Raw genomic sequence first — 11,645 nt, 5'->3', positions numbered from 1 at the left:
GGGGTGGGGGGTCGGCTGTGAGTTGCGTGTGATTGGCTCAACCCTGGCTTGACGGCCGGGGTGATCGTGGCAGTATTGAGTCTGGTTCACTCAACTTGACTGAAAACGCAGAGTCTCCCAGGAGAAGCGAGGAAGCGAACATGGCACGTGCGGTCGGCATCGACCTCGGCACAACCAACTCCGTGGTCAGCGTGCTCGAGGGTGGCGAGCCCACCGTCATCGCGAACGCCGAGGGATCGCGCACTACGCCGTCGATCGTCGCGTTCGCCCGTAACGGTGAGGTGCTCGTCGGCGAGGTTGCCAAGCGCCAGGCGGTGACGAACCCCGATCGGACGATCCGGTCGGTGAAGCGGGAGATGGGCTCCAACTGGTCCGTCGACATCGACGGCAAGAAGTACACCCCGCAGGAGATCTCCGCCCGGGTACTTATGAAGCTCAAGCGCGACGCCGAGGCATACCTTGGCGAGCGGATCACCGACGCGGTGATCACCGTCCCGGCGTACTTCAACGACGCCCAGCGGACGGCGACCAAGGAGGCTGGCGACATCGCCGGCTTCAACGTCCTCCGGATCGTCAATGAGCCCACCGCGGCCGCGCTGGCGTACGGGCTGGACAAGGGCTCCAAGGAGCAGACCGTCCTGGTCTTCGACCTCGGCGGCGGCACCTTCGACGTGTCGCTGTTGGAGCTAGGCGAGGGCGTCATCGAGGTCAAGTCGACCAGCGGTGACAACCACCTCGGCGGCGACGACTGGGACGAGCGCGTCATGGACCACCTGGTCAAGACGTTCCGCGGCCAGCACGGCGTCGACCTGTCGCAGGACAAGATGGCGATGCAGCGCCTGCGTGAGGCCGCCGAGAAGGCCAAGATCGAGCTGTCCGCGGCCACCACGACGAGCATCAACCTGCCCTACATCACCGCAGGGCCGGCGGGCGCGGACGGCAGCCCCTCCGCGCCGCTGCACCTTGACGTGACGCTGAGCCGCGCCGAGTTCCAGCGGATGACGCAGGATCTGCTCGACCGCTGCAAGGGCCCGTTCGAGCAGGCCATCAAGGACGCCGGCGTCAAGGTGGCCGACGTCGACCACGTGATCCTGGTCGGCGGCTCGACCCGGATGCCCGCGGTGTCCGACCTGGTCAAGCAGCTCACCGGCAAGGAGCCCAACAAGGGCGTCAACCCGGACGAGGTCGTCGCCGTCGGCGCCGCGCTGCAGGCCGGTGTCCTCAAGGGTGAGGTCAAGGACGTCCTGCTGCTCGACGTGACCCCCCTGAGCCTGGGCATCGAGACCAAGGGCGGCATCTTCACCAAGCTCATCGAGCGCAACACGACGATCCCGACCAAGCGGTCCGAGGTCTTCACCACCGCCGACGACAACCAGCCGTCCGTGCTGATCCAGGTCTTCCAGGGCGAGCGCGAGATCGCGGCGTACAACAAGAAGCTCGGCACGTTCGAGCTCACCGGCCTGCCGCCGGCGCCACGCGGCGTGCCGCAGATCGAGGTCACCTTCGACATCGACGCGAACGGCATCGTCCACGTCCACGCCAAGGACCTGGGCACCGGCAAGGAGCAGTCGATGACGATCACCGGCGGCTCGGCGCTGCCGAAGGACGACATCGAGCGGATGATGCGCGACGCGCAGGACCACGCCGATGACGACAAGCGTCGCCGCGAAGAGGCCGAGACACGCAACCTCGCCGAGCAGCTCCAGTGGCAGACCGAGAAGTTCCTCGCGGAGAGCGGCGACAAGCTGCCATCCGACTCGCGGGAGGCGATCAACGAGGCGCTCGGCGAGCTGCGCAGCGCGCTGGGCGGCACCGACATCGAGAACATCCGGGCCGCGCACGAGAAGCTGGCCACGGTGTCGCAGCAGGCCGGCTCGCTGCTGTACGCGCAGCAGCAGGCCGAGCAGCCGGACCCGACCGCCGGCGCCGCTGGCGCGACGGGTGGCGCGGGCACGGCGGGCCCCGGCGGGTCGGCTGGTTCCGCTGGTAAGCCGGATGACGTGGTGGACGCCGAGATCGTCGACGAGGACGACAAGAAGTGACTGCACGAGACGATGACCAGCCCGCCGAGCGGGTCGTCATCCGTGACAAGCGGAGGATCGACCCGACCGGCGGCAAGGTGAAGTCGGAAGCCGACGACAAGGACAAGCCGGCCGAGACGCCCGAGCAGTCCGAGCCCGGCACCGCCAAGGAGCACAAGCCGAGCCACGCGGCGCCGGAAGAGGCGGTCGAGGGCGAGATCGTCGAGGCTGCCGAGGCGGCCGAGTCCACCGAGGCGGCTCCGGAGGCCGAGGAAGGGGCGGCCGGTCCGCTGGGCGCGGAGCTCGAGGCGCTGCGGTCCGAGCTGGAGGAGCGCACCAACGACCTGCAGCGCGTGACCGCGGAGTACGCGAACTACCGCAAGCGGGTCGACCGCGACCGGGGTCTCGCCGCTGAGCAGACCACCGGTACGGTGCTCGGCGCGCTCCTGCCTGTACTCGATGACCTGGACCGTGCTCGCGAGCACGGTGACCTGGTGGGCCCTTTCGCCGCGGTGTCCGAGCAGTTGGTGGCGGCGCTGGGGAAGTTCGGGCTCACGGCATTCGGGGAGAAGGGCGACCCCTTCGACCCGACGCGGCACGAGGCGGTCGCGCACCAGACCTCCGCGGAGGTCAGCGAGCCAACCTGCGTACAGGTCATGCGCCGGGGCTACCTGCTCGGCGACCGCCTGCTGCGCCCGGCTCTCGTCGCGGTCGCCGACCCTGAGTAACCAGCCGATCGATCTGGGAGGAGGTGGATGACGTGAGCTCCAAGGACTGGCTGGAGAAGGACTTTTACGCCGTACTCGGGGTGCCGAAGTCCGCCTCCTCCGACGAGATCAAAAAGGCGTACCGGAAGCTCGCCCGCGAGCTGCACCCTGACCACAATCCGGGTAATTCGGAGTCCGAAGACCGCTTCAAGGCCGTCTCCGAGGCGTACGACGTGCTCTCCGACGAGCGCAAGCGCAAGGAGTACGACGAGATGCGCACGCTCTTCGGGTCGGGCGCGTTCCGGCGCGGCGCCCGTGGCGGGTTCGACCCGTCCGACCTCTTCGGCGGCTTCGGTGGCGGCACTGCCGGCCCGGGCGACCGCCGGTTCGGTGGCGCGGGCTTCTCCGACCTGTTCAGCACGATCTTTTCGGGCGGGGCAGGCGCGACCCGCACCCGTGGACCGGTGCGGGGGCGCGACGTCGAGACGGAGGTCGTGCTCAACTTCGAAGACGCGATCCGGGGCGTCACGCTGCCGCTGTCGATACGCGCGCCGGGTGTCTGCGACACCTGCCACGGCTCCGGCGCCAAGCCTGGCACCCAGCCGCGGGCCTGCCCGGTGTGCCTGGGCTCGGGGATGGTGACCCGCAACCAGGGGTCGTTCAGCTTCTCCGAGCCCTGCCGCGAGTGCCAGGGCGTGGGCACGATCGTCGACGAGAAGTGCCCCGAGTGCCGGGGCACCGGCGGGGTCACCAAGACCCGCACGATCAACGTCCGCTTCCCGGCTGGCGTGGCCGACGGCCAGCGGATCAGGCTGGCCGGGCGGGGCGAGCCGGGCGAGCGCGGCGGGCCGGCCGGCGACCTGTACGTGTTGGTGCGGGTGCGTCGCGACGACCTGTTCGGCCGGTCCGGCGACGACCTGACGCTGACCGTACCGATCACGATCTCGGAGGCCGTTCTGGGCACCGACCTTCGGGTGCCGACGATGGACGGCGCGGTGACCCTGCGGGTGCCGCCGGGCACCCCGAGCGGCCGCACCCTGCGGGCGCGCGGCAAGGGGGTGAGCCGCCGCGACGGCGCCGCCGGCGACCTGCTGGTGACCGTCGAGATCGTGGTGCCGAAGGAACTCTCCGACAAGGCCCGCGACGCGCTGGCGACGCTGGCGACCGAGGTCGCACCGGCACCGCGGGAACACCTGGACGCACGGGTGCGTCGATATGGTTAGTCCAATGGTCTGCTGGAGGTGAGCGTGGTGGACGAGGAGTTTCAGATCTCGGTCGAGGTTGCCTCCGACGCCAAGGTGCTGATCATCTCGGTCGCGGCGAAGCTGGCCGGGATGCACCCGCAGACGCTCCGGCAGTACGACCGGTTGGGGCTGGTGCAGCCGGGGCGGGCGAGCGGCGGTGGCCGGCGATACAGCGTGCGCGACGTCGCGCTGCTCCGCGAGGTGCAGCGGCTCAGCCAGGAAGACGGCGTCAACCTGGCCGGCATCAAGCGGATCATCGGTCTGGAGCAGCTCGTGGCCGAGCTTCAGGAGCGCCTCGGCGAGCTCGAGGCCGCGCTCACCGACGCCTACCAGCGGATCGCCGAGATGGAGGCGACCGGCTACCCACGCCGCGACCTCGTACCCATGAGTAGGACATCGAACGCGCTGGTCGTGTGGCGTCCGAGCAGGCGTACGCAATCTTGATTCCGGCCCGCTGGGCCGGGCCTGTCGACTAACCTGACTTTTGGTTCGGACGGCACATTCCGGACCACCAGTCAGCGAAGGAGGATCGATGGGGATCGCCGACTCGTTCAGGGAGAAGGCCGACCAGGCTGTTGACAAGGTCGGCGCCGATCGCGTGAAGGACGGCGTCGAAAAGGCCGGCGACAAGGTCGACGACGCGACCGGCGGCAAGTACGCCCAGCACGTCGACAAGGGCCAGAACGCGGCCAGTGACTACATCGACAGGACGGACGACGACGGCACGCGACAGTGACCGACGTTGGCGTGAACATGGCGACACACGCGGGGCGGGGATCCACGGGGGATCCCCGCCCCTGTTCGTGGCGTCAGCTCTGAGCGGGGTCAGCCCAGACGGCGGGACTGGCGCACGAGGCCGCCCTCGCACCAGTCGTGGTAGTCGAAGAGATCGGGCCGGGCGAGCAGCACGCGCGTGTTGTGCGCCCAGGTGACCATCAGCTCGTCGCCGTACTCCTCGGCCTGCTCCACCAGCTTGCGCAGCCGGCGCTTGGGGTGTGCCCGGAAGTTGGTGCGGATGCCGTCGGCGGCGTAGATGTACAGGCAGTGCAGGGCGAACCGGCGAGCTGGGCACGAGCGGTCCATAGCCAGGTCGAAAAGGGTGCCGATCAACCGGTCGCCGGAGACCAGCAGGTCCCAGTCTTGCGGCATGGACTGCAATGGCACCGAGTCGGGCTGGTACGCCCAGGCACGCAACTCGGCGGCCGAGGGGTCGACCGGGTTGGCGAATCCTCGGAACGTCGACTGCTGCAAGGTCACCCGCCTACTCCCCTCGCGAGCTACCACCCTCCGGGCCGGACCCCCGGATTGCTGCGGCGACACCGTAACGCGTAACGAGGTACTTACGGAAGTGGCGGAATGTGTCATCCGACGGAATTAGTCGGGAGAGGGAACCGGCTCTGGGCGTGGAATGGATCTCTGTCGCGCTCGCAAGATGCTCTTAAACCACGCAAAGTCGGGCAAGCGAGCCAGCATCGGGCCGGTCACGACTGTGATCAGAACGTAAGCAGTCGCGAGCGCCGCCAACCCGGACTCGATGCCCGGCGTCGCCACGGCCAGCCCGGCGATGACGATCGAGAACTCGCCTCGGGGCATCAGAGCCAGGCCGGCACGCCACCGACCCGGTATGGCAATGCCGGCGCGCCGGGCGGCGATGTACCCAGTAATGACCTTGGTCGTCATGGTGACGACCGCGAGTGCCAGCGCGGGCAGCAGCACCGGCGGCATGTCGCGCGGGTCGGTCGCCAGACCGAAGAACACGAAGAACACCGCCGCGAAGAGGTCGCGCAGTGGGGAGAGCAACTGGGTCGCGTGGTGGGCGACGGGGCCGGAGAGCGCGATTCCGACGAGGAACGCGCCCACCGCGGCCGAGACCTTGAGCTGCGCGGCGGCTCCGGCCACCAGCAGCGTGAGACCGAGCACGCCCAGCAGTAGCGCCTCGGGGTCGCGCGCCGAGATGAAGGCGGAGATGGCGTGCCCCCACCGGATCGCGACCACGAGCACCACCCCGACCGTGGCAACCGCGATGGCGAGCGACTGCGCGCCGGCCACCAGGCCGGTGCCGGCCAGCACCGCCGTGAGCAGCGGCAGGTAGAGCGCCATCGCGAGGTCTTCGATCACCAGCACGGACAGGATGACCGGCGTCTCCCGGTTACCGAGGCGGCCAAGGTCGGCAAGCACCTTGGCGATCACTCCGGACGACGAGACCCAGGTGATGCCGGCCAGCACCAGCGACGCCTGCCAGCCCCAGCCGAGCAGCATCCCGAAGAGGGCGCCGGGCACGGCGTTGAGCACCCCGTCGAGCAGGCCGGCCGGCGCGTTGCTGCGCAGGTTGCCGACCAGTTCGCTCGCCGAGTACTCCAGGCCGAGCATCAGCAGCAGGAGGATCACGCCGATCTCGGCGCCGACGGCGAAGAACTCCTCGCTCGCCGACAGCGGCAGCAGCCCGCCGTGCCCGAAGGCGAGCCCGGCGAAGAGGTACAGCGGAATGGGCGACAGGCCGAAGCGGCGGCTGAGCCGACCGAGCATTCCGAGGCCAAAGAGCAGGGCGCCGACCTCGATGAGCAGGACGGTCGTGTCGTGCATCCGATCAGCCGTCCGGGTCGCCGTTGGCGAGGATCTCGGTGAGGCCGTCCAGCCCTTGGCGGGTGCCGACGGCCACCACCACGTCGCCGGCCTCGAAGGCGAATTCGGGACCGGGCGACGCGATCACCTCACGGTCCCGGAGGACAGCCACGATCGACGCGCTCGTGCGGGTGCGCGCCTTGGTCTCGCCGAGGCGCCGCCCGACCCAGCGCGAGCCAGCGGGGATCGGCACCTGCTCGGTGAGGAGCCCGGCGGCCTGCTGGCGCAGCCCAGCGAGCTGGCCGAGCATCAGCGAGGCGCCGAGCACATCGGCGAGGGCCTCGGCTTCGTCGTCGGTGAGCGGGATGGACGCGACGCACGCGTCTGGATCATCCTTGTCATAGAGGACAAGATCACGTTGACCGTTTCGATGCGACACCACGCCTACCCGGCGGCCCGAGGTGGTCACTAGCTCGTGACGTACCCCTATGCCCGGCAGCGTGGTCTGCTCCACCCGTACACGCACGGGGAACACGGTACCTTCTGGGCGTGAGCGAGCTTTCTCCCCAGCATCGTGATCTCCGGATGTCCGATGCGGACCGGGAGCGCGTCGTCCAGCGGCTCAACCAGGCGGCCGCCGACGGCCGGATCACGCTCGACGAGTTCGAGGAGCGGGTCGCGGGCGTGCTCGCGGCGCGGACGTTCGGCGAGATCGAGCCGTACCTGGCCGACCTGCCGGTGGCACCCGGTACGCCGGTGCCGCGCGAGGTCGTCAAGTTACGGTCGGTGGCTGCCGAGCTGAAGCGCAAGGGCGCCTGGGTGGTGCCGCGGCGGATCGTGGCCAGCAACAAGGCCGGGTCGGTCAAGCTGGACTTCACCGACGCGGTGATCAGCTACCCGGTGGTGGAGATCGTGCTCGACGTGGTCGCGGGCAGCACGGTGCTGGTGCTGCCGGCAGGCGCCTCGGTGGACGCGACCGATGTACAGACCGTCGCGGGCAGCGTGAAGGTGCGTGGAAACCTGCCTGAGGTCGGCGGTCAGCCGCACTTCGTGGTGACCGGTCGCCAGTCGATGGGCAGCCTGGTCGTGCGCCGGCAGTACCGGTTCTGGGGATGGTGCTGGTAATCGGTCTGGCAATTGGGTGCGGCCGCGCTAGAGTTGAGCCAGACACGCTCAACTCTGGGGAGCAAGATTGAACGCCGAACGGTTGACCACCAAGAGCCGGGAAGTGATCACTAGCGCTGTCGCGACCGCGAGCCAGCGCGGGCACGCCACCGTCGAGCCCTGGCACCTGCTGCTCTCGCTGCTCGACACCGGGGGTTCCACCGCTGGTGGCCTGTTGCGCGCGGTCGGCGCCAACCCCGCCGACATCCGCCGCGCCGCCGCCCGCGCCGTCGAAAACCTGCCCTCCGCCCGGGGCTCCAGCCTCGCCGAGCCCAGCCTGTCGCGCGAGTTCGTCAACGCCGTGGGGGCCGCCGAGCAGATCGCCCGGCCGCTCGGCGACGAATACACCTCCACCGAGCACCTGCTCGCCGGCCTCGCCCGCGTGGGTGGCGTGGTCGCACAGGCACTCAGGGAGGCCGGCGTCACCGAAGACAACCTCGTCGCCGCGTTCCCGACCGTGCGGGGCGGCGACCGCCGGGTCACCACCGCCGACCCGGAGCAGACGTACCAGGCGCTGGAGAAGTACGGCGTCGACCTGACCACGCGCGCCCGCGACGGCAAGGTCGACCCGGTCATCGGCCGCGACTCGGAGATCCGTCGGGTCATCCAGGTGCTCTCCCGGCGTACCAAGAACAACCCCGTGCTGATCGGCGAGCCCGGCGTCGGCAAGACCGCGATCGTCGAGGGCCTCGCCCAGCGCATCGTCGCCGGCGACGTGCCCGAGTCGCTGCGCGACAAGCGGCTGGTCGCGCTCGATCTGGCCGCGATGGTGGCCGGCGCGCAGTACCGCGGGCAGTTCGAGGAGCGCCTCAAGTCGGTGCTGGAGGAGATCAAGAACTCCGACGGCCACGTCATCACGTTCATCGACGAGCTGCACACCGTCGTGGGCGCGGGCAAGGGCGAAGGCTCGATGGACGCGAGCAACATGCTCAAGCCCATGCTCGCCCGCGGCGAGCTGCGCATGGTCGGCGCGACCACGCTCGACGAGTACCGCCAGCACATCGAGAAGGATCCGGCCTTCGAGCGGCGATTCCAGCCCGTACTGGTGGGCGAGCCCACGATCGAGGACACCATCGGCATCCTGCGTGGCCTCAAGGAGCGCTACGAAGTGCACCACGGTGTACGGATCACCGACGCCGCCCTCGTGGCCGCGGCCTCGCTCTCCGACCGGTACATCACCGACCGGTTCCTGCCGGACAAGGCGATCGACCTGGTCGACGAGTCGGCGTCCCGGCTCCGTATGGAGATCGACTCCCGACCCGTCGAGATCGACGAGATCGAGCGGGCCGTGCGGCGCCTGGAGATCGAGGAGATGGCGCTCGCGAAGGAGCCCGACCCGGCCTCCGCGCAGCGGCTGGAACGGCTGCGCAAAGAGCTCGCCGACCGGCGAGAGCAGCTCACCGCGCTCTCTGAGCGGTGGCGCCTGGAGAAGGAGCACATCACCAAGATCTCCACGGCCAAGGAGGAGTTGGAGCGGCTCGGCGGCGAGGCCGACCGCGCGGAGCGCGACTCCGAGCTGGAGCGCGCGGCCGAGCTTCGATACGGCCGCATCCCGCAGCTGCGCGCCGAGCTGGCGAGGGCCGAGGCGGAGCTGGCGGTACTGCAAGCGGACGGCGCGATCCTCAAGGAAGAGGTGGGAGCCGACGACATCGCCGCGGTGGTCGCCTCCTGGACCGGCATCCCGGCCGGCCGCCTCATGGAGGGCGAGACCGCCAAGCTGCTGCGCATGGAGGAGTCGCTGGCGTCCCGGGTGATCGGGCAGGCGGAGGCGGTCGGTGCGGTCGCCGACGCGGTCCGCCGGGCCCGTGCGGGCGTCGCCGACCCCGACCGGCCCACCGGGTCCTTCCTCTTCCTCGGCCCCACCGGCGTCGGCAAGACCGAGCTGGGCAAGGCGCTCGCCGAGTTCCTCTTCGACGACGAGCGGGCCATGGTGCGCATCGACATGAGCGAGTATGGCGAGAAGCACTCGGTGGCGCGGCTGCTCGGGGCCCCGCCCGGCTACGTCGGGTACGAGGAGGGCGGCCAGCTCACCGAGGCGGTGCGGCGCCGGCCGTACTCGGTCGTGCTGCTCGACGAGGTCGAAAAGGCCCACCCGGACGTCTTCGACGTGCTGCTCCAGGTGCTCGACGACGGCCGGCTGACCGACGGCCAGGGCCGCACCGTCGATTTCCGCAACGCGATCCTCGTCCTCACGTCGAACATGGGTTCCTCCGTGATCGCCGACCCGACGCTGAGCGAAGACGAGCGGCGCGAGGCGGTGCTCGCGGTGGTGCGGTCGCAGTTCAAGCCGGAGTTCCTGAACAGGCTCGACGACATCGTGGTGTTCCACTCGCTCACCGGCTCCGACCTCACCTCCATCGTGGACATCCAGCTCGAGCGGATGCGGCGACGGCTGAGCGACCGTCGGCTCACCCTGGAGGTGAGCGACGCTGCCCGGGTTTGGCTGGCCGAGCATGGGTATGACCCCATTTACGGCGCCCGGCCGTTGCGCCGGCTGGTCCAGTCGGCTATCGGCGACCGGCTGGCCAAGGGGCTGCTGGCCGGCGAGATCCGAGACGGCGACACGGTGCGTGTCGACCTGGCAGACACCAAGGACGGGCTGAGCGTGGGCACCGGTTGATCGGAACGAGGTGGCCTGATGACCGACTCGATCGCTACAGCGGTGCACGACCTGGCGGCCGCCGCCGTCGTCGCGTTCGGCGGCGTCGGCCTGGCCGCGCGGATCCTGCCCGCCACGGCCGCGTACCAGACGGTCCGCGCGGCGCTGCCGGGTCAGGCCGACGACCTCCGGCCACACTTGGCCTGGCTGCTCGCGCACGGCTCGCCCGCTGGCAAGGTGTACGCGGCGACGCTCCTGGAGCGCGTCGACCCCGAGGCGGCCCGCGCGGCCTGGGGCGCGATGAGTCACGACCGCTCGGAGCTGACCACGTTCCAGGGCTGCGTCATGGACCGCACCACCCTGGCCGACTACGCCACGTCCCGCCCAACCCTTCCCTGACCCGCGGCGGCCTTGGCGGCCCCCTTCCCGTCGATCAAGGCCGGATCTTCTCGACCGAGGCGCCCTTGGCGCGGCCCTCGCTGGCCGGGGCACCGTTTGTGTCGGCAGCGTGGCAGGGTATCGATACCGTGTTCATTGCGATCTAGGGAAGGAGCGTCGTGTCCGATCCCACGACTCCGGACGCCAGGGTGCGTCCGGGGAGTGTCACCATCTCCAGCTATCTGCTGTACCTGTGCGCCGCCATCGGAGTGATCGGTGCGGTGACTCAGCTCGCCACCATCGGCACCGTGAGCGACGTCTACACCGAGGCCTACGAGGGCACCACAGCCGAGGGGACCGAAGGGATCGCGACCGCCTCAGTGGTCGTCGCCTCCGTGCTCGGCCTGCTCTTCGCGGCGGGCTTCGTCGTACTGGGCATCCTGAACAGCCGCGGCAAGAACGTCTCCCGGATCGTCACGTGGGTGGTCGGCGGCATCTCGCTGTGCTGCACGGGCTTCGGCATCGTGGGCACGGCGGCCAGCAGCTCCTTGAACATGTCCACAGGCGACGGTCCGGACCCGGCCGAGATCCAGGACCGCATCAATAGCGAGCTGCCCTGGCTGACGCCGCTGAGCCTCACGACGTCGGTCATCACGCTGGTAGCGCTGCTCGTCGCGCTGATCCTGCTGGCCCTGCCGCCGTCGAACGAGTTCTTCCGCAAGCCGACCCAGGCGTGGGAGCCTCCGGTGCCGGGTGGCGCCTACCCGGCGTACCCGCAGGTGCCGCCGGCCGGCCCGAGCCCGTACGCGCCGCCGGCCACCGACGCTGCGCCGCCATCGCCGTCTACGCCGCCATCGGCTGGGGATGCCACCGCGCCGCCGGCCCAGCCGCCGTCGGAGAACCGGCCGTCCGACCCACCGAGCCCGCCGCCCGCTGTCTGATCCGAGCGCTACTCATGGTGTCCTGTACG

Annotated in this window: 12 protein-coding genes; 9 read left to right on the top strand and 3 right to left on the bottom strand. The window is 69.9% G+C overall.

Annotated elements, in window-relative coordinates:
* Positions 1-140: 140 nt before the first annotated feature.
* The 5 genes from dnaK (at position 141) to V6V89_RS05750 (ending at position 4,708) form a co-directional block, all read left to right on the top strand.
* Complete coding sequence (gene dnaK / locus V6V89_RS05770) at positions 141-2,042, top strand: molecular chaperone DnaK (protein ID WP_334617876.1); 1,902 nt, start codon at positions 141-143, stop codon at positions 2,040-2,042.
* Entirely contained in the window at positions 2,039-2,749 is a 711-nt protein-coding gene (grpE, locus tag V6V89_RS05765; RefSeq protein WP_334617875.1) for a nucleotide exchange factor GrpE, read from the top strand. The genes dnaK and grpE overlap by 4 nt, the downstream gene beginning before the upstream one ends.
* A gap of 32 nt (positions 2,750-2,781) precedes the next feature.
* Positions 2,782-3,951: a molecular chaperone DnaJ gene (gene dnaJ / locus V6V89_RS05760; RefSeq protein ID WP_334617874.1), complete on the top strand. Its 1,170-nt coding sequence runs from the start codon at positions 2,782-2,784 to the stop codon at positions 3,949-3,951.
* A gap of 27 nt (positions 3,952-3,978) precedes the next feature.
* On the top strand, positions 3,979-4,416 hold the full coding sequence (locus V6V89_RS05755; RefSeq protein WP_334617873.1) for a heat shock protein transcriptional repressor HspR: 438 nt from the start codon (positions 3,979-3,981) through the stop codon (positions 4,414-4,416).
* A gap of 88 nt (positions 4,417-4,504) precedes the next feature.
* Positions 4,505-4,708 (top strand): antitoxin, encoded by a 204-nt coding sequence (locus tag V6V89_RS05750; RefSeq protein WP_334617872.1) that lies wholly within the window; start codon positions 4,505-4,507, stop codon positions 4,706-4,708.
* Between the two features lie 89 nt (positions 4,709-4,797).
* Here V6V89_RS05750 and V6V89_RS05745 read toward each other — a convergent pair whose 3' ends face one another.
* From V6V89_RS05745 to V6V89_RS05735, 3 genes are all read right to left on the bottom strand, one after another.
* On the bottom strand, positions 4,798-5,229 hold the full coding sequence (locus V6V89_RS05745) for a hypothetical protein (protein WP_281891913.1): 432 nt from the start codon (positions 5,227-5,229) through the stop codon (positions 4,798-4,800).
* Positions 5,230-5,346: 117 nt separating this feature from the next.
* A complete protein-coding gene (locus V6V89_RS05740) occupies positions 5,347-6,555 on the bottom strand; it encodes a cation:proton antiporter (protein ID WP_334617871.1) in 1,209 nt (402 codons plus the stop codon).
* A 4-nt stretch (positions 6,556-6,559) separates the two neighbouring features.
* Complete coding sequence (locus V6V89_RS05735; protein ID WP_334617870.1) at positions 6,560-7,060, bottom strand: cation:proton antiporter regulatory subunit; 501 nt, start codon at positions 7,058-7,060, stop codon at positions 6,560-6,562.
* 23 nt (positions 7,061-7,083) lie between these two features.
* On the opposite strand from V6V89_RS05735, the gene V6V89_RS05730 reads away from it, so the two are divergent.
* The 4 genes from V6V89_RS05730 (at position 7,084) to V6V89_RS05715 (ending at position 11,616) form a co-directional block, all read left to right on the top strand.
* Positions 7,084-7,659, top strand: coding sequence for a DUF1707 domain-containing protein (locus V6V89_RS05730; protein WP_334617869.1), 576 nt, complete (start codon positions 7,084-7,086; stop codon positions 7,657-7,659).
* Positions 7,660-7,726: 67 nt separating this feature from the next.
* Positions 7,727-10,318 (top strand): ATP-dependent chaperone ClpB, encoded by a 2,592-nt coding sequence (gene clpB, locus V6V89_RS05725; RefSeq protein WP_334617868.1) that lies wholly within the window; start codon positions 7,727-7,729, stop codon positions 10,316-10,318.
* Positions 10,319-10,336: 18 nt separating this feature from the next.
* Positions 10,337-10,696, top strand: a complete 360-nt coding sequence (locus V6V89_RS05720; RefSeq protein ID WP_334617867.1) for a hypothetical protein — start codon at positions 10,337-10,339, stop codon at positions 10,694-10,696.
* A 158-nt stretch (positions 10,697-10,854) separates the two neighbouring features.
* A complete protein-coding gene (locus V6V89_RS05715; RefSeq protein ID WP_334617866.1) occupies positions 10,855-11,616 on the top strand; it encodes a hypothetical protein in 762 nt (253 codons plus the stop codon).
* Positions 11,617-11,645 lie beyond the last annotated feature (29 nt).

It is taken from the genome of Micromonospora sp. CPCC 206061, from assembly GCF_036906915.1.
In the GTDB taxonomy this organism is placed as follows: Bacteria; Actinomycetota; Actinomycetes; order Mycobacteriales; family Micromonosporaceae; genus Phytohabitans.
Note: the sequence above shows the minus strand (reverse complement) of the source record. Positions and strands in the feature narration are given on the sequence as shown.

Coding starts and splice junctions, on each gene's coding strand:
- V6V89_RS05740 (WP_334617871.1), bottom strand. CDS start 6,555: ATGCACGACACGACCGTCCTGCTCATCGAGGTCGGCGCCCTGCTCTTT.
- V6V89_RS05720 (WP_334617867.1), top strand. CDS start 10,337: ATGACCGACTCGATCGCTACAGCGGTGCACGACCTGGCGGCCGCCGCC.
- dnaK (WP_334617876.1), top strand. CDS start 141: ATGGCACGTGCGGTCGGCATCGACCTCGGCACAACCAACTCCGTGGTC.
- V6V89_RS05750 (WP_334617872.1), top strand. CDS start 4,505: ATGGGGATCGCCGACTCGTTCAGGGAGAAGGCCGACCAGGCTGTTGAC.